Raw genomic sequence first — 25,880 nt, forward strand, 5'->3', positions numbered from 1 at the left:
AAGGAGTATCCGTGAAGAACCAAGGGCAACTGTCGCGGCGCCAGATCCTGTCCGCAGCGGGATTCATCGGCCTCGCCACCCTCACCGGCTGCGGCAGCGGCGACGACGGCGGCGACAACAAGGATCTGTCGAAGAAACAGGACGGCGCGATGAAGCAGTACCGCGTCGGCGACCAGTTCAAGGCGAGCAAGGCCCTGTCGTTCTCCCTCCTCCACAACAACATGCCCAACTACCCACTCAAGCAGAGCTGGCTGTTCTGGCAGGAGCTGACCAGGCGCACGGGTATCACGCTCAAGGCCACGACCGTCCCCGCAAGCGATTACGACAAGAAGCGCAGCCTCCTCATCGGTGCGGGTGACGCTCCGCTGCTGATTCCCAAGACCTACCCCGGCCAGGAGACACCGTTCGTCTCCTCGGGGTCGGTCATCGCGGTCAGCGACTACGTGCACCTGATGCCCAACTTCCAGGACAAGGTCAAGAAGTGGGGCCTGCAACCCGAGGTCGACTCCCTGCGCCAGTCGGACGGCAAGTACTACCTCCTGCCCGGCCTGCACGAGAAGGTCAAGTCGGGCTACTCGCTGTCCCTGCGCACGGATGTCCTCGACCGGCTCGGCCTGAGCCTGCCCACCACCTGGGACGAGGTATACACGGTCTTCCGGGCGCTCAAGGACGAGTACCCCGACCGCTACCCCTTCTCCGATCGCTGGAGCGCCCCGCCCAACTCGGCCGGAGCCCTGCTGGGTTACCTCGGCCAGGCCTACGGCGTCCGGGCCGGATGGTCGTACCTCAACGCGAGCTGGGACCAGGGAGAGAGCCGGTACGTCTTCACCGGCGCCACGGACGCCTACCGCCAAGTCGTCGAATTCCTGCACAAGCTGGTCGACGAAAGGCTGATGGACCCGGAGAGCTTCACCCAGACCGACGACGACGCGGTGAAGAAGCTGCTCGCGGAGAGATCCTTCGCCATCAGCGCCAATCCGCAGGAGCTGGTGCAGAACTACCGCTACAACCTCCAACGGCAGGTGAAGGGCTCGGCGATCGAGATGGTGCCGGTTCCGCTCGGCCCGGCCGGCCCGGTGGTGCTGGGCGGCGCCCGCCTGGAGAACGGCCTGATGATCTCCAGCAAGGCCCTCGAGAGTGACAACTTCGTCGCCCTGGTGCAGTTCGTGGACTGGCTCTGGTACTCCGACGAGGGCCAGCGGTTCTCCAAGTGGGGCGTGCGGGACGTGACCTACACCGAGTCCGGAGGCCGCTACCGGACCAAGGACGGCATCACCCTCATGGGCTCCGACCCGGACGCCCCGAAGGACCTCCAGCGGGACTTCGGCTTCTTCAACGGCGTCTTCTCCTACGGCGGCAGCTGGGCCCTCGTCTCCTCCTCCTTCGGCCCGGACGAGCAGAGGTTCCAGGCCGCCATGGCCCGGCGCGAGCAGCTGCCCGTCGACCCGGCCCACCCCCTCCAGTCGGTCGAGCAGGAACAGGCCACCCTCTGGGACACCCCACTCAAGGACCACGTCTTCCAGAACACGCTCCAGTTCGTCCTCGGCAAGCGCTCTCTCGGCGAATGGGACGACTACGTCTCCGAGTTGAAGGCGAAGAACATGGACCGGTACATCGACCTCCACAACAAGGCCTACGAGCGTTTCAAGAAGGAGCACGGATGATCCGCGTCCCCGACACGGCGAGCGGCCGGTTCTCCGACGCCTGGCGCCACTGTGTCGGCACCGGCCGCATCGAACTCGCCCTGCGCCGCGACTACCAGGACTCCCTCGCCCTGCTCCAGCGCGACATCGGTTTCCGGCACATCCGCGGCCACGGCCTGCTCAGCGACGGCATGGGCGTCCACCGCCCGTACGACCACCAGGGCGCCCGCCACGTCCACCACTCCTTCACCTACGTCGACCAGGTCGTCGACACCTACCTGGCCGTCGGCATCCGCCCCTTTCTCGAACTCGGCTTCATGCCCGCAGAACTGGCTTCCGGCGAACAGACGGTGTTCTGGTGGCGGGGCAACGTCACCCCGCCCCGCTCCCACCGCGAATGGGCCGGCCTGGTCCGCGCCGTGCTGTCCCACCTCGTCGACCGCTACGGCCTCGACGAGGTGCGCACCTGGCCGATCGAGGTGTGGAACGAACCCAACCTGACCGACTTCTGGCAGGACGCGGACGAGAAGGCGTACCACGAGCTGTACGAGGTGACCGCGCACGCCGTGAAGGAGGTGGACGCCGATCTCCAGGTGGGCGGCCCCGCGATCTCCCCGGGCGCCGACGACTGGCTGGTCCGGTTCGCCGAGTTCGCCGAAGCCCGCGAGGTCCCCGTCGACTTCGTCTCCCGGCACGCCTACACCTCCGGGCCGGCCCGGCACGTGCCCTTCGGGGTCCACCAGACACTCGACCCCGCGACCGGACTGCTGGAGCAGTTCGCCGCCCCACGGCAACGGCTTGCGGGCACGCGGCACGCCGAACTTCCCGTGCACATCACCGAGTTCAACTCCTCCTATCGTCCCGACAACCCCATCCACGACACGGCTTTCCACGCCGCTTACCTGGCACCGGTGCTGGCTGCCGGGGGCGACCTCGTCGACTCCTTCTCCTACTGGACCTTCAGCGACGTGTTCGAGGAGATCGGCGTCCCCACCGCCCTCTTCCACGGCGGCTTCGGGCTGCTCACCCATCGGCAGGTACGGAAACCCACGTACCACCTGTACGCCTTCATGGCCCGCACCGGGCCCGAGCTGCTCGCGCGCGGCGACGACCACCTCGTCACCCGCCACCCCGACGGCCGGGTCACCGTCCTGGCCTGGGCGCCTGTCGACCCGACCGGCGAGACCCCCGGCCCGGACCGGCACGAGCTGCACCTGTCCGTCCCGCTCGGCGCCAGGGGCGAGGCCTTCGTGCGACGGTCCACGGTCGACGAGGAGCACGGCAACGCCTACACGGCCTGGCGGCACATGGGCAGCCCACGCTCACCGAAGCCGGGGCAGCTGGACGTCCTGCACCAGGCCGCCGAGCCCGCCCGCCGCCACAGCCGCCTGCCCCTGGCGGACGGCCGCGCCGACCTGCGCCTCACTCTGGCCCGCCACGAGATCACCCTCGTCGAACTCACCCCCCTCACCGACGAGACCCCGCCCTGGTGGGACGAACGCCGACTCCTCGGCGGGGAGACCGGGTGATCACCATGGGCACGGACGACGGAGTTCCGGCACCTCACGAGCACCGTGACCTCACAGGCACCCTCCGGGCAGACTTCGGCAGGCGGGCCTCATGATCACCGCCCGCCCCACCCGTTCCGTCGATTTCGGAACCGGTTACCTCTCCCGCGCCGCCGCCCTCCTGCACACCCTCCTCACCGTCGAGGCCCTGCTCCTCGCCACCACCGCCCCCGGCCTCCTCGGGCTGCTCCTCCTCGGCCCGAGCCCCGCCAACCTGCCCCTCGCCGCGCTCTGCCTGCTGCCGCTCGGCCCGGCCGCCTCCGCCGCCGTGTACGCCCTGCACCACCGCAGCCGGGACCTCACCGACCTGCGCCCGGCCCGCGCCTACCGGCGCGGTCTGCGCATCAACTCCCTTGCAGCGCTGCGGCTTTGGACACCGCTGCTGGCGTGGCTGACCGTGATCGCGTTCACGCTCACCCACTTCACCGCCACCGGACTGCCCCGCTGGTGGGCGGTGCTGCTGACGGTGATCGGCGTGACCTCTCTCCTCTGGGGAGCCCATGCGCTGCTCCTCACCTCCCTCTTCACCTTCCGTGCCCGTGACACCGCCCGCCTCGCCGCGTACTTCCTGCTCCGGCACGGACGCACCACCCTCGCCGCCACCTCCCTGCTCGCGCTGACGGGTGCCATGACCGCCCTGCTGACCGAGGCCCTGCCCGCCCTGCTCGCCGCCCCGCTGCTGCTCTCCCTGCTGCACTCCGGCCGCTCGGTGATCGCCGAGACCGAGGAGGACTTCACGCCATGAGCCGGACGAACCCCAAGATCCCCTACGGCGGCGACTACAACCCCGAGCAGTGGCCGGAGGAGGTCGGGGACGACGACCACCGCCTGTTCACCCGGGCCGGGATCGACACCCTCACCGTCGGAGTCTTCACCTGGTCGGTCACCCAACCCGCCGAGGGGGTCCACGACTTCACCGTCCTGGACCGAGTGCTGGACCGGGCCGCGACGGAGGGCCGCCAGGTCTGCCTGGCCACCGGCACGGCCGCCCTCCCGCCCTGGCTCGCGAAGAAGTACCCCGAGGTGAACCGCACCGACTTCGAGGGCCGCCGGCACCGCTACGGCCAGCGCCACAACTTCTGCCCCAGCTCACCCGCCTACCGCCGCCTCGCCACCGCGATGGCGGGGCGCCTGGCGGAACGCTACGGCGAGCACCCCGCGTTACTGGCCTGGCACATCAACAACGAGTACGGCGGTGCCTGTTACTGCGACCTCTGTGCCGAGGCCTTCCGCGACTGGCTGCGCGAGCGGCACGGCACACTCGACGCCCTCAACCAGGCCTGGTGGACGACCTTCTGGTCGCACCGCTACACCGACTGGGACCAGATCGAGCCCCCGAGCGCCCTCACCGAGCACTGGCGGGGCCACGACCACACCGCCTTCCAGGGCATCACCCTGGACTACCAGCGGTTCATGACCGACGCCCTGCTCGGCTGCTTCACCGCCGAGAAGGAGGCGATCCGCGCACACGACCCGACGACCCCCGTCACCACCAACCTCATGGGCCTCTACCGCCCCCTGGACTACCACCGCTGGGCGCCCCACCTCGACTTCGCGTCGTGGGACAACTACCCGCCCCTCGACGCCCCTCCCACCCGGCCGGCCCTCGCCCACGACCTGATGCGCGGCCTGAAGGGCGGCGCCCCCTTCTGGCTCATGGAGCAGACCCCTTCCACAACCGCTTGCCGCGACGTCAACCCCCTGCGCCGACCGGGTGAACTGCGACTGGCCACCTGGCAGGCCATCGCCCACGGCGCCGACGCCGCCCTGTACTTCCAGTTGCGCGCCTCACGCGGCGCCAGCGAGAAGTACCACGGAGCGGTCATCGGGCACGCGGGCCGCGACGACACCCGTGTCTTCCGCGAAGTAGCCCTGATCGGCGAGGAATTGGCCCGACTCGGCGGCGCCACCCTGCGCGCCCGCACTCCCGCCCGCACCGCCCTCCTCTTCGACTGGGACAGCTGGTGGGCGCTGGAGATCTCCGACGGTCCCTCCCGCCTGGTCCGCTACGCCGACGTCGTCCACGCCTACTACCGCGCCGCCCGCGAGGCAGGCGCCGATGTGGACGTCATCCCGGTCACCGCCGACCTGACCCCCTACGACGTCGTCCTCGCCCCCGTCCTCCACCTGATCAAGGACGGCCTGCCCGAGCGCCTGACGGAACTGGCCCGACGCGGCGGAACCGTTCTCGCCACGTTTCTCACCGCCCGCTCCGACCGACACGACCGCGCCTTCCTCACCGACGTGCCCGGCCCATTGGCTCCCCTGCTGGGCATCCGCGTCGACGAATGGGACGCCCGCCCGGAGGACGTCGTGCAGCCCGTCCACATGGGGGAGTCGAGCTACCCGGCGCGGCTCGTCTTCGAGATCGTCCAGCCGACGGGCGCCGAGGCGGTCGGCAGGTACGGCGCCGACTTCTACGCGGGCACCCCGGCCGTCACCCGGCACACCTTCGGCGCGGGCGAGGCCTGGTACGTGGCCACGGCCCTCGATCAGCCGGGCGTCGACCACGTCGTCCGCAGGGTCCTCGCCCGCCACGACCTCGTCGGCCCCTACGCCGGCCGGACCGCCGTCGAGACGGCGAACCGGATCACCCCCGACGGCACCGGCCTGCTGTTCCTCCTCAACCACGCCACGACGACGGCCCGGCTCACCGCCCATGCCGCCGCCACCGACCTCCTGACCGGCAAGCGGGTCGACGAAGGCGAGCCCCTGTCCCTCGGCCCGCTGGACGTGGCGGTCCTGCGCCTTCAGTAGATCGTCCGCCCCCGCGCATCCGGCACCCCCGACTTGCGCAGGAAGTAGCTGTTGATCTGATCGCGCCACTCGCGGGCACCACGCACCTGCTCCTCGTACCGCTCCGCCACCCGCGCGTGCCGCTCCGGCCCGACGAGATCGGCGAGCGAGGCCCACGTCCGGCGGGCCTCCTCGGCCTCCTCCACGCCCTCGAAGTGCGTGTCGTAGATGTGCTGGATCACCGTTTTCCCGCTGTGCAGGACATGCGCGTACGGCACATGGTGGAAGAACAGCAACAGTTCGTCCGGGCAGGTGGCCGGTGACTCGTACACCCCGGCCCACGGGGCCGCGTACTGCGATGTGTAACCGGTTCCGGTCGCCGCGCTCCGGTCGACACCGATCCCGTCCCGGTCCGCGAAGTGGTACGTCCCCCACGGGCTGTACTCGTAGCCGTCCACGCTCGGCCCGTAGTGGTGTCCCGGCTGCACCATGAACCCCACCCCGAGCGGCGCCGTGTACTTCTCGTACGTCCGCCACGAGCCGCGCAACAGCGCGCGCAGGCCGTCGGCCAGCCGCTCGGGGGCGGACGGGAAGGTGAGCGCGATCCACTCGTCCAGCACCCGGAGCGGGTCCGCGGACGGCTGCCAGGCGAGCCGCCCGAAGGTGTAGAGGTTCGCCTGCGCCAGCGGATGCCCGGTCCAGTACCGATCGTCACCCACGTTCGACACCGCCACCAGCCCACCGCCCGCCAACTCGCCGACCGCAGGTCCCATTTCGCCCGCCGGCCGGAACCGCAGCACCTCGCTCCACATCGGCCCGAGCCAGCACACGTGCCGCTGCTGCCCCGTGTACTCCTGCGTGGCCTGCACCTCCACCGCCAGCCGGGTGCGTGGCATGGCCCCGAGAACAGGAGAAACCGGTTCCCGGACCTGGAAGTCCATCGGTCCGTGCTTCACCTGGAGCACCGCGTTGTCCGCGAACTCCCCGTCCAGCGGAGCGAAATGGTCGTACGCGGCCCGCGCCCGGTCCGTCGTGCGGTCCCGCCAGTCCTGCCGATGGTCGTAGACGAACGCCCGCCAGTGGACCGTCCCGCCGTGCGGAGCGAGCACCGCGGCCAGCATGTTCGCGCCGTCCGCGTGCGAGCGGCCGTAGGTGAACGGACCCGGCTGGCCCTCCGAGTCCGCCTTGACCACGAACCCGCCGAAGTCGGGGATCGCCGCGTAGACCCGCGCCGCCGCCCCGGACCACCACCGCCGGACCGCCTCGTCCAGCGGATCGGCGGTGGGCAGCCCGCCGAGGACGACCGGCGCCGCGAAGGTGACCGACAGATGCGTACGGACGCCGTACGGCCTCAACGCCGATGCCACGTCGGCCACTTCGCCGAGCCGGTCGGTCAGCAGCCGAGCCTCGCTCGCGTGCACGTTGACGTTGTTGACGGAGACGGCGTTGATCCCGCACGCCGCGAGCAGTCGGCCGTACGCCCGGACACGTTCCGGCTCCCCGCGCGCCCGCCCGTCCCGCCAGAACAGCGAGCCGCCCGCGTACCCGCGCTCCACCTGGCCCATGACCGGATGCACGTCCACGTTGTCCCAGTGGTCGAGCATCCGCAGCGCCACCGCCGGACGGTGCTCCTGGCGCGGACAGTCGCCCCGGAAAGCGGTTTCACCGAGCCGCACCACATGGAACAGCCCGTACAGCAGCCCGCGTTGCCCGGACGCCGTGACCGCCGTCCGGCCGCCCGCACGCCCGTACGCGAACCCCTCGTCCCCCGACTCGCCGTCCGCCACCACGTCCAGCACGAGGTCGTATCCGGCGCCGCCCGAGCGGCCCCGGACGACCTCGCCACCGAACACCTCACAAGCCCGCGCCACTTCACCGTGCACCGTCTCCACCAGCGGACCCGATCCCCGGATCAGCGTCCGCCGCCCACCCAGCGGCCGGAACGCCTCCACCGGCAGCCAGGCCGGGTCGACCCCCTCGGACAGGACGGGCACGGGAAGCGGCATGAACCCCTCCGGGTCAGGCGACGGCGGAGCCGGTACCGCGCGCCGCGCCGATGAGGTCGGTCAGACCCGCGTCGTCGTAGACGGAGATGTCCACGGTCGAACCCTCGGGCAGGTCGAAGTCCTGGATCGAGTAGTCCACCACCGCGGAGGTGCCGGGGGCGGCGAAGGCACCCAGGTCGTGGTACGTGCCGCCGGACGAGTAACCGACCTTGACGTAGAACGTGTCGCCGTCGTTGCTGGTGTCGTACACCCACAGCTTCTCGTCGTTCGGGTGGAACTCCACCTTGCCGACGAAGGCTCCGGACTGCACCAGCTCCATCTTCACGGCGTACCCGCCGGCGTCGTTCAGGAAGTACGTGCCGTCGAACGGGTCCGTGAGGTTGCCGCCGCTGCACGGGCAGTTGTCGGTGTCGTAGTAGTACGAGTTGAACGTCGGGTTCGGGCTGTACGCCTGCGCCGGAGCCGCCGTCGCGACCAGGGCCCCGGCCCCGAGCGCCGCACCTGCGAGCAGACCTGCGAACCTTCTGATGACGCCCATCTTTTTGCTCCCCCTCGTGATGAAGGCCGCCCGCTGTTTTCCGCGGGCGGCCTGATCATTGTGGGTCAGGGATCTCGCTCCGTGTACCCACCAAGCGCTGTCAGTTACGGGATCATGACAACAACTCGACCTCCGTGACGATGGCTTGACCGTCGAAGGCCAACCGGTAGTGCCGGTACGAGCCCGGCCGCGTGATCGAGAACGCCCGGGTCTGCCGGTCCCAGCGGAACGACTCGGCGGCGCGCCGGTCCAGATCGGTCCAGGTCACGCCGTCGGACGAGCCCTGAAGTGTCCAAGCCGTCGGTGCGTCGGCCTGCTCGGCGGACGTCAGCGTGTACTGGACCGCCCTCTCGTCGGCGCCGACCGGCAGGTCCACCGTCCCCGACACGCCGGTCCCTGTCGCCGACGTGTTGTCGAACAGGGCGCCGTCGCCCCTGAGGACGTCCGTGCGCGGAGCCGGCACCTTGTCGTCCTTGGTGATCGACACGGGCGCCGCGCCCTTCCCGCTGCCCCACGCCGAGGGCCTCGGGCCCATGTCGAAGTCGAGGACCGCACCCTTCGCCAGCAACGCGTGGGGGAGCGAGGTCGACGTCCAGGGACGGCCGTTGACCTTGAGGCCTTGCACGTACACGTTGCGGGCACTGTTCCGCGGCGCCCGGATCACCAACTTCTCACCGTTCTCCAGGTGGACGGTGGCCTTCTTGAACAGCGGGGAGCCGACCGCGTACTCGCCGCTGCCCATCACCAGCGGGTAGAAGCCGAGAGCGGAGAACAGATACCAGGCCGACTGCTCGCCGTTGTCCTCGTCACCGTGGTAGCCCTGCCCGATCGCGCTGCCGGTGTACAGCCGCGCCAGCACCTCCCGCACCCCGGCCTGCGCCTTCCAGGGCTGCCCGGCCGCGTCGTACATGTAGAGGGAGTGGTGGGCAACCTGGTTCGAGTGCCCGTACATGCCCATCCGCACATCCCGCGCCTCCGTCATCTCGTGGATGACGCCGCCATAGGAACCCACGAACTCGGGGGAAGCGGTTTCCGGGGTCGCGAAGTAGGTGTCGAGCTTCTGCGCCAGGCCGTCGCGGCCACCGTAGAGGTTGGCCAGGCCCCGGCTGTCCTGCGGAGCGGTGAAGGCATAACCCCAGCCGTTGGTCTCGGTGTAGTCGTAGCCCCACACCCGCGGGTCGTACGCCGACGACTCCACCCGCCAGTCGCCCTCGGCGTCCCGCCCCTGGAAGAAACCGGCTTCTGAATCAAACAGGTGCACATAGCCCTGTGCGCGGTTGAGGAAGTACTCCGACTCCTCCTTGTAACGTTTCTCGCCCGTTTTCCTGAACAGTTCCTGGCCCATCCGGGCGATCCCGTAGTCGTTCAGGTAGCCCTCCAGGGCCCAGGACAGGCCCTCATGCGTGTCGGTGGGGGTGTAACCGAGGAAGGGCGAGGTGGCCATGCCCTTGCGGCCCACGCCGGACGACGGCGGCACGACCGTCGCGTTCTTCACCGCCGCGTCGTACGCCGACTCCGCGTCGAGACCGACGCCCTTGACGTAGGCGTCCGCGAAGGCGACGTCCGACGAGGTACCGGTCATCAGGTCGGCGTATCCCGGGGAGGACCAGCGCGAGGTCCAGCCGCCGTCCTTGTACTGCTGCACGAACCCGTCCGCCAGCTCCGCCGCCCGGGTGGGCGTCAGAAGCGAGTACGCCGGCCAGGTCGTCCGATAGGTGTCCCAGAAACCGTTGTTGACGTACACCTTGCCGTCCACGATCTTCGCGCCGGTGTGCGTCGGGGTGTCCGGGCCCGGCATCGGAGAGAACGGCGATGCGTACTTGTACGTCGAACCGACCTGCTCGAAGCCCGAGTTGGGGTACAGGTACAGCCGGTACAGATTGGAGTACAGCGTGGTGAGCTGGTCCAGGGTGGCGCCCTCGACCTCCACCGTGCCGAGGAGCTCGTCCCACTGCCGCTGAGCACGCCGCTCGACCGTTTCGAAAGCGGTTCCCTCCGGGATTTCCCGGCGCAGGTTGTCGCGGGCCTGGTCGACGCCGATCAGTGAGGTCGCCAGCCGCAGGGTGACCGCGCGGTCGGCGCCCGCGTCGAACCGCAGATAGCCCTTCACCCCGTTCGACGCCCCGTCCGTCACCGGCGCGTCGAACTCGCCGTACACGAACAGCCGGGTAGCACCGGCCGACAGCCCCGACTTCACGTCCGAGTAGCCGGTTACGACGCCTTTCTCGGTGTCGAGCGTCAGGCCCGCCTGATCGGTGACGTTGTCGAAGACGACGCTCGCGTCGTCGCCGGGATAGGTGAAACGCAGGGCCGCCGCGTGATCGGTCGGCGCCATCTCCGCCTTCAGCCCGTTCTCGAACCGCACCCCGTAGGAGTACGGCCGGGCCGTCTCGTTCGCATGCCGGAACGGCAGCGCCCGCGCCGCCCGCCCGGTGTCCGGAACGCCGGTCGCCGCGGACGGCATCACCTGGAACGTCTGCCGGTCACCCATCCACGGACTCGGCTCGTGGCTCGCGCCGAACGCCTGGATCGTGGGCAGGTTGTCGGCGTTGTTCCCGCGCGAGTAGTCGTACAGCCAGCCCAGGGTGGACGCGTTGGTCACCGGCGTCCAGAAGGTGAACCCGTGCGGCACGGCGGTCGCCGGGAACGCGTTGCCGCGCGAGAAACTCCCGCTGGAGTTGGTACCGCGCGTGGTCACCGCGTAATCCGACGGATGCGCTTTCGGAGCCTCGGGCGGGGCCGGGCGCAACGCGATGTCGTCCACCCAGCCCCGGAACCGCGCGGGCCCGCGGGGGGAGTCGTAGGCGACGAGGATCCGGTCGACCGTCTTCCCGGCGGCCACCGAGCCGATCCCCGCGACCACGTCGTTCCACTGGTTGACGTACAGCGACTTGGCCGCGCCCTGGCCGCGCGGCGACAGCGCGAAGCCGTACTGGTCGGTCGCCCCGAGCCCGCTCAGGTAGGTCCCGTCCGTGAACGCCAGGTCCACCGACACGTTCGTCGCCGCGTAGTCCAGGTCGCCCTCGGCCATCGACGGGAAGATCCGGTACGCCAGCCCGGTGCGCGAGCCGACCCGCACGTTCACGTCGAAGACCTTGTTGTACGAGTAGCCGTGCCCCTCGGCGGTGTGGCGCCCGGCGTAGCGCAGGGCCCGCAGTCCGGTGAAGCCGGCGCGTGCCTTGGCGGTGGGAGAGCCGCTCGGCCCGCGGTCGACGACGGTCTGCATGTCCGGCGGTACGGGGTCACCGCCCCCGCCCGTGCCGAACCGCACGTCGGCGAGCTGGAGGATCCCGGCGCCGTGGTTCTTCGTCACCTCCAGCCGGAAGTGCCGGTAGGAGGCGGGGGCGCCCAGCGTGAACGTCCTCGTCTGCAACCGCTTGTCGAAGGTTTCCCCGGAGCGGCTGTCGACGGTCGTCCAGTCGGCCCCGTCCGCCGAGCCCTTCAGGGTCCAGTCCGCCGGGTCGCGCTCGGCCGCGTCATTGGCGGAGGTAAGCGCATACGTGGTCACCGCCGCCGACTCGGGCAGGTCGAACTCCACCCAGCCGGTGGCCTCGAAGGCCAGCCACTTGGTGCCCGCCTCGCCGTCTACGAGGTTCTCCTTCACCTCGCCGCCGGCCGTGTTCTCCGCACTCGCCCGGACATCCGTGACCCGGTCGGTCACATCGCCCGGGAGCCCGCCGCCGTAGCCGCCGTCGACCCCCGCCGCCCGTTTCCCGCCGCCCGGCGTCGACTCCACGGTGCTCCGCCAGTCGGGAGCACGCTCACCGGTCTCGAACGAGGAGGCGAACTCCCGGTCGGACACCGGCACCCGGTCGGGCCCCCGGCCCGCCACCGGCTCCGGCGCCCGGTCCGGCAGGGCGACCGCCGCCCCCGGAGTACCCGCCGCCATGACGAGAGCGGCCGTGCACACGACCGCCCGTCTCCATCGGATCCACCTCGGCCGAGCCACGAAGCGCTGCATCCGCGAGCACCCTCCCTGCGCCGGACAACGTTGTCTTCATCGATGCGCAGGAATCAGTAGGTGGCCAAGTGGCAAGTGATGTCAAGGACGTTGACTGCGCCATCCGAAAACTCTGAGGAACCTCCGCCAAGTTCCGTGAGCCGCCCCTCGAGGTGACCTCCGTCGGTCCCGCAGGCCGTCCTCCGAGGCCCCTTCGCGGATACTCCGAAGCACCCCGCACGGCTTCGCGGCGTGCCCTCCGCAGGCTCATGTCCGGCGATTTTCCGGCAAGCCGGTCGCGGTGTGCTCATATTTCCGCCAGGTCTCAACTCGGAAAAGACCCATGGCCAACCTTGCATTCGATCTTGTCCGGTGGCGGGAAGTGGACTATACCTGTCGGCGATTCACCCGATCCGCACGACCCTGCTTGACCTGACCGCGGTGCCGGGAAGGATCCGGTTCACCGCCTGAGTCCTGGAGAAGGCGAGGACTTGAGCATGGGATCCACTTCTGCGTCCGATTCGGCCGAGAACCGCGGTTCGAAAGGTGTCGGCCGCCGCGATCTGATCAAGAGATCGGCAGCACTCGGACTGATCTCCGTCCCCACGGTCGGTTTCCTCTCCGCCTGCGCCAGCAGCGGGGGCGGCGGCGACGAGGACAAGGCCAAGACCGGCAAGAAGACCGAGAAGAACCCGCTCGGCGTGAATGACACCGCACAGATGGAATTCGTCCTGTTCGACGGCGGTTTCGGCAAGGAGTACGCCGAGGACGCCGTGAAGATCTACGAGCAGAACTTCCCGGACGCCAAGGTGAAGTTCTCGGCCACCCAGAAGATCCAGTCCACCCTCCAGCCGCGGTTCAACCAGGGCACCCCGCCGGACCTCATCGACAACTCCGGCGCCGAGCAGATGGACATGGGCGTCCTGGTCGGCAAGAGCCAGCTGGCCGACCTCACCCCGCTGCTGGACGCGCCGTCCTACGACGACCCGGCCAAGAAGGTCCGCGACACCCTGCGCCCCGGCATCGTGGAGATGGGCCAGTTCGACGGCGACCCGGTCTGGATCATGTACTACGCGTACACCGTGTACGGCGTCTGGTACTCGCAGAAGGCCCTGGACTCGCTGGACTCCGCGTATCCCGAGACCTGGGACGAGATGCTCGCGGTCTGCGCGAAGGCCAAGAAGAAGGGCATGGCGGGCTGGACGTACGCGGGCAAGTACCCGTACTACATCCCCTTCTCTCTGTACCCGATGATCGGTAAGGTCGGCGGCCGCGAAGTCCTCGACGCCATCGACAACCTGGAGCCGAACGCCTGGAAGCACCCGGCGGTCAAGGCCTGTTTCGACGCCTACTACGAGCTGTACGAGAAGGGCTACATCCTCCGCGGCACCCCCGGCCTGGACCACATCCAGTCGCAGACCGCGTGGGCCAAGGGCAAGGCCCTGTTCATCCCCAACGGCTCCTGGGTGGAGAACGAGTCGGCGAACGTCATCCCCGCCGACTTCGGCCTCGCCGTCTCCGCCCCCACCGGTCTCGACAGCTCGGACAAGCTGCCGTTCGGCACCATCTGGGCCTCCGGCGGTGAGCCGTTCGTCGTCCCGGCCAAGGCGAAGAACCCGGCCGGCGGAATGGAGCAGCTGCGCATCATGCTCAGCGAGGCGTCCTCGAAGAACTTCACCTCGAAGGTCAAGTCGCTGACCGCGTACAACGGCGGCACGGACGGCATCACGCTCACCCCCGGCCTCAAGTCGGGTGTCGCCGCGCTGGACAAGGCCGGTCAGAACGTGGTGAATCCGCGACTTCAGGACTGGTACGTGCAGTTGCAGAAGGAGAAGATCGGCGTGTCCGGGCTCGGCGAGATGATGGCCGGCCGGCTCACCCCGGCGGAGGCGATCAAGAAGATCCAGGCTTACGCCGACGAGGCGGCCAAGGACACCTCGATCAAGCACTACAAGCACCAGTAACCGGCATTATCACGACACCGGAGTGGCGATGCAGCACGGCAAGTACCGGTTCATCGTGGGGTTCCTGGCGCTGCCCCTGGGACTGTACGCGCTCTTCGTGGTGTGGCCGTTCGTCCAGTCCATCTACTACTCCTTCACGGACTGGACCGGTCTGAGCCCCGAATTCAAGATGGTCGGCCTGGACAATTACCGGAGGATGCTGGACGACGAGATCTTCTGGAAGTCCTTGCAGCACAGCTTGATGTTCGCGGTCGTGCTGCCACTGGTGACGATCGGTCTGGCACTGTTCTTCGCCTTCATGATCAATGTCGGCGGACGGAAGAGGAGGGGCGGCCCGGTGATTTCCGGCGTCCGGGGATCGTCCTTCTACAAGATCGTGTATTTCTTTCCGCAGGTGCTGTCGATCGCCATCGTGGCGCTGTTGTTCGCCTTCGCGTACAACCCCGACAGCGGCGCCATCAACTCGTTCCTGCGGGGGATCGGCCTGGACGGCGTGCAGCCGCTGTGGCTGGGCGATCCGGGTCTCGCGCTGTGGTGCGTCATGGCGGTGCTCGTCTGGTCCACGGTCGGCTTCTTCGTCGTGCTGTTCTCCGCGGGCATGGCGTCGATCCCGGCGGACCTGTACGAGGCGGCACTGCTCGACGGCGCCGGCCGCGCCGCCACGTTCTTCCGCATCACCCTGCCGCTGCTGTGGGACACCGTGCAGTCCGGCTGGGTGTACATGGGCATCCTCGCGCTCGGCGCGGAGTCGTTCGCCGTCGTCCAGATCATGACGACCGGGCCCGGCGGCCCCGACTACTCGACCACCGTCATGGTCCTCTACGTGTACCAGAAGGCGTTCCGTGACGGTCAGGCCGCCTACGCCACCACCATCGGAGTCGCCCTGCTCGTCGTGACGCTGGCCTTCGCCGCGCTGGTGATGCGGCTGGGCCGGCGCGAGCGGCTGGAGTACTGATCATGAGCATCGAGAAGACCACAGAGCCCCCGGCGCCCGTTCCGGTCACGAAGACGGACGCTCCGGGGGGCGGCGGAACGCCCCGGCCGAAGAAGGAGGGGCAGGCACTCAACGCCTTCTCGCACGGCATCCTCGTCGTGTGGGCGGTGATGGTCGTCCTGCCGTTGCTGTGGGCGGTGATGACCTCCTTCAAGGACGACGGCGCCATCTTCGGCTCGCCCTGGTCACTGCCCGACAGGCTGCACTTCGACAACTGGTCGCGGGCCTGGACCGAGGCCAACATGAGCGACTACTTCCTCAACACCGTGCTGGTGGTGGGGGGTTCGCTCATCGGCACCCTGGTGCTCGGCTCGATGGCGGCGTACGTGCTGGCCCGGTTCGACTTCCCCGGAAACCGTTTCATCTACTACCTGTTCGTCGGCGGCATGAGTTTCCCGATCATGCTCGCGCTGGTCCCGCTGTTCTACGTGGTGAACAACATGGGCCTGCTGAACACGATCCACGGCCTGATCCTGGTCTACATCGCGTACTCGCTGCCGTTCACGGTGTTCTTCCTGACGGCGTTCTTCCGCACGCTGCCCTCGTCGGTGGCGGAGGCGGCGTTCGTCGACGGCGCCTCGCACAGCCGTACGTTCTTCCAGATCATGCTGCCGATGGCCAAGCCCGGCCTGATCAGCGTGGGGATCTTCAACTTTCTGGGCCAGTGGAACCAGTACATGCTCCCCACCGTTCTCAACACCGACCCCGACAAGCGGGTCCTCACCCAGGGACTGGTCCAGCTGGCCGTCAGCCAGGGCTACAAGGGTGACTGGTCCGGCCTTTTCGCGGGCCTGGTGATGGCGATGCTGCCGGTCCTGGCGGCGTACATCGTCTTCCAGCGGCAGGTCGTGCAGGGACTGACCGCGGGGGCGCTGAAGTAGCTCCCTCCCTTGATCACTTGGACGCCGTCGTAGCGCTGTGAAACCACCCGAACGCGTGCCGTTCCCGAGTCCGGGGACGGCACCGTTCGGTGTGTGCACGAACGCGATTAGTGTTCAACCTCTTGACGGGAGGCAACCCGAACAGCTCAGCTTAGAGTTCACTAGTTGGACATAGACGGGGCCTCATCGAAGCGGTCCCGCGCGCAGGAGGTCGTCGTGGAGACTCCAGGGTCGCAGTCGTCGCTGCACCGAGCCAACCTGGAGCGGGTCGTACGCGCCGTGCGTCTGGCCGGGTCCCTCACGCAGGCGGAGATCGCCCGGAGCACCGGGTTGTCCGCGGCGACCGTATCCAACATCGTGCGCGAACTGAAGGACGGCGGGACCGTCGAGGTCACGCCCACTTCGGCGGGCGGCCGCAGGGCCCGCAGCGTCAGCCTGAGCGGGGACGCCGGCATCGTCATCGGGGTGGATTTCGGCCATACGCACCTACGGGTCGCCGTAGGCAATCTCGCCCATCAGGTGCTGGCCGAGGAGTCCGAGCCGCTGGATGTGGACGCCTCCTCGACGCAGGGCTTCGACCGGGCGGAACAGCTGGTCAGCCGCCTGATCGAGGCCACCGGTGTGGACCGTTCGAAGATCGCCGGGGTGGGCCTCGGCGTCCCCGGTCCGATCGACGTGGAGTCCGGCACGCTCGGTTCGTCGGCGATCCTGCCCGGCTGGATCGGCACCAAGCCCGCCGAGGAGCTGCGGGAGCGGCTCGGCGTGACGGTGCACGTGGACAACGACGCCAACCTCGGCGCCCTGGGCGAGATGGTCTGGGGCAGCGGCAGAGGCGTTCGTGATCTTGCTTACATCAAGGTCGCGAGCGGTGTCGGCGCCGGTCTGGTGATCGAGGGGAAGATCTACCGGGGTCCCGGCGGGACCGCGGGAGAAATCGGGCATATTACACTCGATGAGTCCGGCCCCGTCTGCCGCTGCGGAAACCGGGGCTGCCTGGAGACCTTCGCGGCCGCGCGCTACGTGCTCCCGCTCCTCCAGTCCAGCCACGGCACGGACCTGACCATGGAGGGAGTCGTGCGGCTGGCCAGGGACGGAGACCCGGGCTGCCGTCGGGTGATCGCCGACGTCGGCCGACACATCGGCAGTGGAGTCGCCAATCTCTGCAACCTGCTGAACCCGAGCCGGGTGGTCCTGGGCGGTGATCTCGCCGAGGCCGGTGAGCTGGTGCTCGGGCCGATCAGGGAGTCCGTCGGCCGCTATGCGATCCCGAGTGCGGCGCGTCAACTCACCATTCTCCCGGGGGCACTTGGCGGCCGCGCCGAGGTGCTCGGAGCACTCGCTCTCGCACTCAGCGAGATGGGTGATTCGACCCTTTTGGACGGCACCCTGTCGGCCGCCACGCCTGCCTTCACTTAGAGAACGAATGACGCCGTTGCCATCTCGTTAAGTATTTACTTCTTGACGTCGCACGTGTGGCCGAGTTGACTTCCAGCCACCTCGGCCGCAGCGTTGCGGCCCTGTCAGGGAGGCACACCCCAATGAACGCAACGATGCGTAGAGTCGTGATCGGCGCCACCGCCGTCTCCATGGCCCTGTCGGTTGCCGCGTGCGGCAAGGCCGGCGACGACGACTCGGACAGCAGCAGCTCCGACAGCAAGTCCATCGGCCTGCTGCTCCCCGACAGCGTCACGGCGCGCTACGAGAAGTTCGACAAGCCGCTCTTCGAGGCCAAGGTCAAGGAGCTGTGCTCCGACTGCGACGTGCAGTACGCGAACGCCGCCGCCGACCCGGCCAAGCAGGCCCAGCAGATGAGCAGCATGGTCACCAAGGGCGTCAAGGTGATCGTCGTCTCCGCCCAGGACTCCGCCGCCATCAAGTCCTCCATCCAGTCCGCGGTGGACAAGGGCGTCAAGGTCGTCGCCTACGACCGCCTCGCGCAGGGTCCGGTCTCGGCGTACGTCTCCTTCGACAACGTCAAGGTCGGCGAGCTCCAGGGCCAGGCCCTCCTCGACGCGCTCGGCTCGAAGGCCACCCCGTCGGCGAACGTCGTCATGATCAACGGTGACGACGCCGACCCGAACGCCGGCCAGTTCAAGGAAGGCGCCCACAAGGCCCTCGACGGCAAGGTCAAGATCGCCTACGAGCAGTCCGGCCTGTGGAAGGACACCGTCGCCGCGCAGAAGATGTCCGCCGCGATCACCCAGCTGGGCGCGAAGAACATCGCGGGCGTCTACGCCGCCAACGACGGCATGGCCGGTGGCATCGCCAACACCCTCAAGGGCGCGAAGATCAGCGGCATCCCGCTGACCGGCCAGGATGCGGAGCTGGCGGGCATCCAGCGCATCGTCGCCGGTACCCAGTCCTCCACCGTCTACAAGGCCTTCAAGCCGGAGGCGGACGCCGCCGCCCAGCTCGCGGTCAACCTGCTCGAGGGCAAGGACATCAAGTCCCTCGCCACCCAGACGCTGACCAGCGGCTCCGGCGACAAGGTCCCCTCCCAGCTGCTGACCCCGGTCTCGGTCACCAAGGCCAACATCAAGGACACGGTGATCGCGGACAAGCTGTACACGGTCCAGGAGATCTGCACCGCCGAGTACGCCGCCGCCTGCAAGGCCGCCGGCCTCCAGTAGCGGTCCCGCGCCCCGTGCGCATCCGGCTCGGGTCCCGCTCCCGGGACCCGGGCCACCGGCCGCCCAGCGGCCACGTGAGACCCCTCCGACGCCCGCCCCACTTCACACCCCGCTGCCGGGGCGGGCGTCGGACGGAACCGTTGCCAAGTGCGACGGACTCGCGCATGTTCATCTTGTAAACCTCGTGCGTCAACGCCCCGTACCCGTCGGCGTTGTGCACACCCTTCCGCGCCTGTCCTCTCACAGCGCGGCATCCCCGCCGGTCAGGCGGCGAAGGAGATGGTTCACGTGTCCGCTACGCCCGTGCTGGCGTTGCGCGGAGTCTCCAAGCGATTCGGTGCGGTGCAAGCACTCACCGACGTCGAACTGGAGGTCCACGCCGGAGAAGTGGTCGCCCTGGTGGGCGACAACGGCGCAGGAAAGTCCACCCTGGTCAAGACGATCGCGGGTGTCCACCCCATCGATGACGGAGTCATCGAATGGGAGGGCAAGCCGGTCAGCATCAACAGGCCCCACGACGCCCAGGGCCTCGGCGTCGCGACGGTCTACCAGGACCTCGCCCTCTGCGACAACCTCGACGTGGTCGGCAACCTCTACCTCGGCCGCGAACTGCTGCGCCGAGGCGTCATCGACGAGGTGACGATGGAGAAGAACGCCCGCGAGCTGCTGTCCACCCTCTCCATCCGCATCCCGAGCGTGCGCATCCCGATCGCGAGCCTCTCCGGCGGTCAGCGCCAGGTCGTCGCCATCGCCCGCGCGCTGATCGGCGACCCGAAGGTCGTCATCCTCGACGAGCCCACCGCCGCCCTCGGCGTCGAGCAGACCGCGCAGGTCCTCGACCTGGTCGAGCGGCTGCGCGAGCGCGACCTCGGTGTCATCCTCATCAGCCACAACATGGCCGACGTCAAGGCGGTCGCGGACACCGTCGCCGTCCTGCGCCTCGGCAAGAACAACGGCTCCTTCCCCGTGAAGGACACCAGCCACGAAGAGATCATCGCCGCGATCACGGGTGCCACGGAGAACGCCGTGACCCGTCGTGCGGGGCGTCGCACCGCGGAGGCGGCAAAGTGAGCGACACGTCCAAGACCGTGAAGAGCGACACCACCAAGGCCGAGAAGACCGAGGGCGTGGTGGAGGAGCAGAACACCGTCGCCCCCGCCGACGACCCCACGGCCGCCCCGGTCACCGTCGTCGACCCGCGCCTGCTGGTCCGCGAAGAGGGCTTCAAGGGCTACATCACCGAGTTCAAGCGCAAGGTCAAGGGCGGCGAGCTGGGCTCGCTGCCGGTGGTCATCGGCCTGATCGTCATCTGGACGATCTTCCAGTTCAAGAACGACCGGTTCCTGAGCGCCGAGAACCTCTCGAACATCAGCTTCTTCCTCTCGGCCACCGGCATGCTCGCCATCGGCCTGGTGTTCGTCCTGCTGCTCGGCGAGATCGACCTTTCCGTCGGTTCCGTCAGCGGCCTGGCCTCCACCCTGTTCGCCGTGTTCGTGGTGAACCACACCATGAACCCCTGGCTGTCGCTGCTGCTGACGATCATCACCGGCATCGCCATCGGCGCCCTGCACGGCTGGTTCTTCGCCAAGATCGGCGTACCGGCCTTCGTGGTGACCCTGGCCGGCTTCCTGGGCTGGAACGGTCTGATGCTGTGGCTGCTGGGCTCCAGCGGCACCATCAACATCCCGTCCGACTCCGGTCCGGTCCACCTGCTCGGCCAGAACTCGTTCTTCATGGACCAGGCCATCATCGGCGCCTACGTCCTGGCCGGTCTCGGTGTCGCATCCATGCTCATCGGCTCCTTCGGCGAGCAGCGCCGCCGCCGCATCGCGGGCGTGCCGTACCGGCCCACCAGCGAGATCCTGCTGCGCGTCGGCGCCCTCGCCGTCGCGTCCTTCACGGCCGCGGCCGTACTGAACAACGCGGCCGGCGTCTCCAACGCGCTCGTCATCTTCCTGGCCGCGCTGGTCATCGTCGACTTCGTGCTCCGCCGTACGACCTTCGGCCGTCAGGTCTTCGCGGTCGGCGGCGGCATCGAGGCGGCCCGCCGCGCCGGTATCAACGTGCCGATGATCCGCATCACGGTGTTCGCCATCGCCGGTGGCTTCGCCGCGGTCGGCGGCATGTTCTTCGCCGGCCAGACCGCCAGCGCCACGCTGAACGCCGGTGGCGGCAACACGCTGATGCTGGCGATCGCCGCGGCGGTCATCGGCGGCACGAGCCTCTTCGGCGGCCGTGGCACCGTGTGGTCGGCCCTCCTGGGCATGCTGGTCATCCAGTCCATCCAGACCGGTCTCGACCTGCTGAACATGAACACCTCGATCCAGTACATGATCACCGGTGGTGTTCTCCTCGGGGCGGTCGTCATCGACTCGATCTCCCGCAAGAGCCAGAAGGCCGCCGGCCGCGGCTGACGGTTCGCGGGCGCGTCGCACGGCGCGCCCGCCGCAGGACCCCACTGTGCCCGGCACTGTGACAGTGCCGGGCACAGTCATGTCGCACAGCCGTGTCAGTCGCACAGGCATGTCATGGAAAGCCCACATCCTGGGTACGGCCGATCCGTGACGCATGACGCATGGGGCGGGCGCCGCCCGCCGGGGCGGAACATTAGACTCGACGAGCCCGGCAACAGCTCGATCAGCTCTACTGCAAGGAGGCACGGGTGCCGCTGCTGACCCGCATCAGGGGACCGCGCGATCTGGACCGGCTCAGCCTGGAGGAGCTGGACCAGCTGGCAGGGGAGATCCGGACCTTCCTCGTCGACGCCGTGTCCAAGACCGGCGGCCACCTCGGCCCCAACCTGGGTGTGGTCGAGCTCACCATCGCCCTGCACCGGGTCTTCGAGTCCCCGAAGGACAAGGTGCTCTGGGACACCGGCCACCAGTCCTACGTGCACAAACTCCTCACCGGACGGCAGGACTTCTCCCGGCTGAAGATGAAGGACGGCCTGTCCGGCTACCCCTCGCAGGCCGAGTCCGAGCACGACGTCATCGAGAACAGCCACGCCTCCACGGTGCTCGGCTGGGCCGACGGCATCGCCAAGGGCAACGAGATCCTCAAACGCGACAGCCACGTCGTGGCCGTCATCGGTGACGGTGCCCTGACCGGCGGTATGGCCTGGGAGGCGCTGAACAACATCGCCGAGGCCAAGGACCGCCCGCTGGTCATCGTCGTCAACGACAACGAGCGTTCCTACGCCCCCACCATCGGCGGCCTCGCCAACCACCTGGCGACCCTGCGCACGACCGACGGCTACGAGCGCTTCCTCGCCCGGACCAAGGACATCCTCGACCGCACCCCGGTCGTCGGAAAGCCCCTCTTCGACACCCTGCACGGCGCAAAGAAGGGCCTGAAGGACTTCATCGCCCCGCAGGGCATGTTCGAGGACCTCGGCCTGAAGTACGTCGGCCCGATCGACGGCCACGACCTCGAGGCACTGGAGTCGGCGCTGGCCCGCGCCAAGCGCTTCGGCGGCCCCGTCATCGTGCACTGCCTCACCGAGAAGGGCCGCGGCTACCAGCCCGCCCTCCAGGACGAGGCCGACCGCTTCCACGCCGTCGGCAAGATCCACCCCGACACCGGTCTGCCGATCGCCAGCAGCGGCGCCGACTGGACCTCCGTCTTCGGCGAGGAGATGGTCAAGCTCGGCACCGAGCGCGAGGACGTCGTCGCCATCACCGCGGCCATGCTCCAGCCGGTCGGGCTCGACAAGTTCGCCAAGGCCTTCCCCGAACGCGTCTACGACGTTGGCATCGCCGAGCAGCACGGCGCCGTCTCCGCGGCGGGCCTCGCCCACGCCGGCGTGCACCCCGTCTTCGCGGTGTACGCCACCTTCCTCAACCGCGCCTTCGACCAGGTCCTCATGGACGTCGCCCTGCACAAGTGCGGGGTCACCTTCGTGCTGGACCGGGCCGGTGTCACCGGCACCGACGGCGCCTCCCACAACGGCATGTGGGACATGTCGATCCTCCAGGTCGTGCCAGGCCTCAGGCTGGCCGCGCCGCGCGACGCCGACCAGGTGCGCGCCCAGCTGCGGGAGGCCGTCCAGGTCGACGACGCGCCGACCGTGGTGCGCTTCTCCAAGGGCGCCGTCGGCCCCGCCGTACCGGCCGTCGGACGCGTCGGCGGCATGGACGTCCTGCGCGAGCCGGGCACCGACCGGCCCGACGTGCTGCTCGTCTCCGTGGGCGCCCTCGCCCCGATGTGCCTGGAGATCGCCGGCCTCCTCGACCGGCAGGGCATCTCCACCACCGTCGTCGACCCGCGCTGGGTCAAGCCCGTCGACGAGGCCATGGCGCCGCTCGCCGAACGCCACCGCGTCGTCGTCACCGTCGAGGACAACTCCCGCGTCGGCGGGGTGGGCTCCACGATCGCCCAGGCCCTGCGCGACGCCGGAGTCGACGTGCCGCTGCGCGACTTCGGCATCCCGCCCCGTTTCCTCGACCACGCCACCCGCGCCGAGGTCATGGCCGAGATCGGGCTGACCGCCCCCGACATCGCCCGCCAGGTCACCGGCCTGGTCTCCAGGCTCGACGGGCGGTACGACAGCGCGCCCGCCGAGGTCGAGCCCGCGCGCGACTGACGGGAATTACGCGCCCGACGGGACCCGCGCCGACACGCCGTACGGGGCCGGTTTCACCGCTGAGAGAGTGGTGAAACCGGCCCATTTGCGTGAATGAGCCCGCGCCGGGGCATACGCACTACGCCCCCTCTCGATCATGTCGGGGACGACACAGCGTGGGAGGTAAACCCGTGAGCAACGCCCTCTTCCGGACGAAGAAGGTCGAGCAGTCCATCCTCGACACCGAGGAACCGGAGCACGCGCTCAAGAAATCCTTGTCCGCACTCGATCTCACCGTCTTCGGCGTCGGTGTCATCATCGGCACCGGCATCTTCGTCCTCACCGGAACGGTCGCCAGGAACAACGCCGGCCCCGCGGTCGCCCTGGCCTTCGTCGCGGCCGGTGTCGTGTGCGCGCTCGCCGCGCTCTGCTACGCCGAGTTCGCCTCCACCGTCCCGGTGGCCGGCTCCGCCTACACCTTCTCCTACGCCTCCCTCGGCGAACTTCCCGCCTGGACCATCGGCTGGGACCTCGTCCTGGAGTTCGCGCTGGGCACGGCGGTGGTCGCGGTCGGCTGGTCCGGCTACGTCGCCTCGCTGCTGGACAACGCGGGCTGGCATCTCCCGGAGGCACTCAGCGGCCGGGACGGCGCCGACGGCTTCGGCTTCGACATCCTCGCCGCCGCGCTCGTCCTGGTCCTCACCGCCATCCTCGTGCTGGGCACCAAGCTGTCCGCCCGGGTCACCTCGGTCGTCGTCGCCATCAAGGTGACCGTCGTCCTCGTCGTGATCATCGCCGGCCTCTTCTTCATCAAGGGCGACAACTACGACCCGTTCATCCCCAAGGCGCAGGACGTGCCGGCGGGCGACAGCCTCCAGTCCCCGCTCATCCAGCTGATGTTCGGCTGGGCACCCTCCAACTTCGGCGTCATGGGCATCTTCACCGCCGCGTCCGTGGTCTTCTTCGCGTTCATCGGCTTCGACGTCGTCGCCACCGCCGCCGAGGAGACCAGGAACCCGCAGCGCGACATGCCCCGCGGCATCCTCGGCTCCCTGATGATCTGCACCGCCCTCTACGTAGCGGTGTCCATCGTCGTGACCGGCATGCAGCACTACACCGAACTGTCCATCACCGCGCCCCTCGCCGACGCCTTCAAGGCCACCGGACACCCGTGGTTCGCGGGCTTCATCAGCTTCGGCGCCGCCGTCGGCCTCACCACGGTCTGCATGATCCTGCTGCTCGGCCAGACCCGCGTGTTCTTCGCGATGAGCCGCGACGGACTGCTGCCGCGGTTCTTCTCCCACGTCCACCCGCGGTTCAAGACCCCGCACCGGCCGACCATCCTGCTCGGCGTCCTCATCGCGGTCCTCGCCGGCTTCACGCCCCTGAGCGAACTCGCCGAACTGGTGAACATCGGCACGCTCTTCGCCTTCGTGGTCGTCGCGATCGGCGTGATCGTCCTCCGCAGGAGCCGCCCCGACCTGCACCGCGCCTTCCGCACCCCGTGGGTGCCGGTGCTGCCGATCCTGTCGGTGCTGGCCTCGCTGTGGCTGATGCTCAACCTGCCCGCCGAGACCTGGCTGCGCTTCGCGATCTGGATGGCGATCGGCTTCGCCGTCTACTTCCTGTACGGCCGCTCCCACAGCCGTCTGGGCCGCGGCCAGGAGACGCCCGTCGGCCAGGTGATCAAGCCCGACCCGGGCGAAGGCCGCTGAACGCTCCGCTCCACGGCCCCGCGTGTCCCGCCCCCGGCGGGGGCGCGGGGCCGCGTGCTGCTCGGGGGAGGGTGGCTTGGCGTCGTAACCGCTTTAGGCAGTGTTGTGGGCGCTAGGCCGGGTTGTCAGCATGAGGAACGGGTTACAGCAAGTTTGCGGGTGGGAAATCGTTTGCTCCGGATTGTGGATAGGTAACCGCTTACGCAGAATTCACCGGGCGGGTAATCGCTTACAACGCGATTACCGGTCGGGTAATCGCTTACGCGCGATGCTGGAGCAGGTAATCGCTTACGACCGGATCGTCCGCGGCCCCGTCACCTCGGCGCCCAGTGCCGTCACCCGGCGGCGCAGTTCGCGGTCGGCCGTGACGACCAGGCGGAGGCGGCCTCCCGACCGGGCCACCAGGTCGACGATGTGGTCGTCACCGCTGCCGGGCGCCGACTCCACCCGCACGCCGGAAACCGGTTCCACACCGCGTGCGGCCCCCTCGACGACCAGCACGACCTCCGCGGGCCCCGAGTGCCCCGGCAGCCCGTCGGCGGCCAGCCGGTCCCGCAGCCGCTCCGCGGCGCCCCGCCGGTCACGCCACCACCCGTCGGGCACCGACCCCACCACGTTCGCGGCGTCGACGATCACGAGCAGCGGGCTGTTGTCGTCGTCCATGGCGCCCAGGGTGCCACGGAGGACAGGGACGGCCCCCGGGC

Annotated in this window: 17 protein-coding genes; 13 read left to right on the forward strand and 4 right to left on the reverse strand. The window is 69.0% G+C overall.

What is annotated here, in order from left to right:
- Positions 1-11 precede the first annotated feature (11 nt).
- The 4 genes from ACFWJX_RS25945 to ACFWJX_RS25960 all read left to right on the forward strand — a co-directional run bounded on the left by ACFWJX_RS25945 (position 12) and on the right by ACFWJX_RS25960 (position 5,968).
- Positions 12-1,664: an extracellular solute-binding protein gene (locus ACFWJX_RS25945; RefSeq protein ID WP_383247650.1), complete on the forward strand. Its 1,653-nt coding sequence runs from the start codon at positions 12-14 to the stop codon at positions 1,662-1,664.
- Complete coding sequence (locus tag ACFWJX_RS25950) at positions 1,661-3,172, forward strand: xylan 1,4-beta-xylosidase (RefSeq protein ID WP_383247653.1); 1,512 nt, start codon at positions 1,661-1,663, stop codon at positions 3,170-3,172. The genes ACFWJX_RS25945 and ACFWJX_RS25950 overlap by 4 nt, the downstream gene beginning before the upstream one ends.
- A gap of 91 nt (positions 3,173-3,263) precedes the next feature.
- A complete protein-coding gene (locus tag ACFWJX_RS25955) occupies positions 3,264-3,956 on the forward strand; it encodes a hypothetical protein (protein WP_383247656.1) in 693 nt (230 codons plus the stop codon).
- Positions 3,953-5,968, forward strand: a complete 2,016-nt coding sequence (locus tag ACFWJX_RS25960; RefSeq protein WP_383247658.1) for a beta-galactosidase — start codon at positions 3,953-3,955, stop codon at positions 5,966-5,968. Before ACFWJX_RS25955 ends, ACFWJX_RS25960 begins: the two co-directional genes overlap by 4 nt.
- Here the strand turns inward: ACFWJX_RS25960 and ACFWJX_RS25965 are convergent.
- The 3 genes from ACFWJX_RS25965 to ACFWJX_RS25975 all read right to left on the reverse strand — a co-directional run bounded on the left by ACFWJX_RS25965 (position 5,962) and on the right by ACFWJX_RS25975 (position 12,380).
- The gene (locus tag ACFWJX_RS25965) at positions 5,962-7,953 is read right to left on the reverse strand and encodes an alpha-glucuronidase (RefSeq protein ID WP_383247661.1); all 1,992 of its coding nucleotides are present in this window, start codon (positions 7,951-7,953) and stop codon (positions 5,962-5,964) included. The genes ACFWJX_RS25960 and ACFWJX_RS25965 overlap by 7 nt on opposite strands.
- Positions 7,954-7,966: 13 nt before the next feature.
- Positions 7,967-8,491: a hypothetical protein gene (locus ACFWJX_RS25970; RefSeq protein WP_383247663.1), complete on the reverse strand. Its 525-nt coding sequence runs from the start codon at positions 8,489-8,491 to the stop codon at positions 7,967-7,969.
- A 112-nt stretch (positions 8,492-8,603) separates the two neighbouring features.
- Entirely contained in the window at positions 8,604-12,380 is a 3,777-nt protein-coding gene (locus ACFWJX_RS25975; RefSeq protein WP_383247740.1) for a GH92 family glycosyl hydrolase, read from the reverse strand.
- 548 nt (positions 12,381-12,928) lie between these two features.
- Here ACFWJX_RS25975 and ngcE point away from each other — a divergent pair.
- From ngcE to ACFWJX_RS26020, 9 genes are all read left to right on the forward strand, one after another.
- The gene (gene ngcE, locus ACFWJX_RS25980; protein WP_383247666.1) at positions 12,929-14,395 is read left to right on the forward strand and encodes an N-acetylglucosamine/diacetylchitobiose ABC transporter substrate-binding protein; all 1,467 of its coding nucleotides are present in this window, start codon (positions 12,929-12,931) and stop codon (positions 14,393-14,395) included.
- Positions 14,396-14,423: 28 nt separating this feature from the next.
- The gene (locus ACFWJX_RS25985) at positions 14,424-15,350 is read left to right on the forward strand and encodes a carbohydrate ABC transporter permease (protein ID WP_383247669.1); all 927 of its coding nucleotides are present in this window, start codon (positions 14,424-14,426) and stop codon (positions 15,348-15,350) included.
- A gap of 2 nt (positions 15,351-15,352) precedes the next feature.
- Complete coding sequence (locus ACFWJX_RS25990; RefSeq protein ID WP_383247672.1) at positions 15,353-16,270, forward strand: carbohydrate ABC transporter permease; 918 nt, start codon at positions 15,353-15,355, stop codon at positions 16,268-16,270.
- Positions 16,271-16,486: 216 nt separating this feature from the next.
- Positions 16,487-17,686 (forward strand): ROK family protein, encoded by a 1,200-nt coding sequence (locus tag ACFWJX_RS25995; RefSeq protein WP_383247675.1) that lies wholly within the window; start codon positions 16,487-16,489, stop codon positions 17,684-17,686.
- Positions 17,687-17,820: 134 nt separating this feature from the next.
- Positions 17,821-18,900, forward strand: a complete 1,080-nt coding sequence (locus ACFWJX_RS26000) for a sugar ABC transporter substrate-binding protein (protein WP_383247678.1) — start codon at positions 17,821-17,823, stop codon at positions 18,898-18,900.
- Between the two features lie 279 nt (positions 18,901-19,179).
- Positions 19,180-19,971: an ATP-binding cassette domain-containing protein gene (locus tag ACFWJX_RS26005; protein ID WP_266463719.1), complete on the forward strand. Its 792-nt coding sequence runs from the start codon at positions 19,180-19,182 to the stop codon at positions 19,969-19,971.
- Positions 19,968-21,314 carry a sugar ABC transporter permease gene (locus ACFWJX_RS26010; protein ID WP_383247681.1) on the forward strand — a complete coding sequence of 449 codons (1,347 nt, stop codon included), beginning with the start codon at positions 19,968-19,970 and terminating at the stop codon, positions 21,312-21,314. The genes ACFWJX_RS26005 and ACFWJX_RS26010 overlap by 4 nt, the downstream gene beginning before the upstream one ends.
- Before the next feature lie 248 nt (positions 21,315-21,562).
- Positions 21,563-23,482, forward strand: a complete 1,920-nt coding sequence (gene dxs, locus ACFWJX_RS26015) for a 1-deoxy-D-xylulose-5-phosphate synthase (RefSeq protein ID WP_383247684.1) — start codon at positions 21,563-21,565, stop codon at positions 23,480-23,482.
- A gap of 170 nt (positions 23,483-23,652) precedes the next feature.
- On the forward strand, positions 23,653-25,176 hold the full coding sequence (locus ACFWJX_RS26020; protein WP_383247687.1) for an amino acid permease: 1,524 nt from the start codon (positions 23,653-23,655) through the stop codon (positions 25,174-25,176).
- Between the two features lie 288 nt (positions 25,177-25,464).
- Here the strand turns inward: ACFWJX_RS26020 and ACFWJX_RS26025 are convergent, their stop codons facing one another.
- Entirely contained in the window at positions 25,465-25,839 is a 375-nt protein-coding gene (locus tag ACFWJX_RS26025; protein ID WP_383247690.1) for an NTP pyrophosphohydrolase, read from the reverse strand.
- Between the last annotated feature and the right edge of the window lie 41 nt (positions 25,840-25,880).

Source organism: Streptomyces sp. NPDC058335 (assembly GCF_042723915.1).
Lineage (GTDB): Bacteria > Actinomycetota > Actinomycetes > Streptomycetales > Streptomycetaceae > Streptomyces.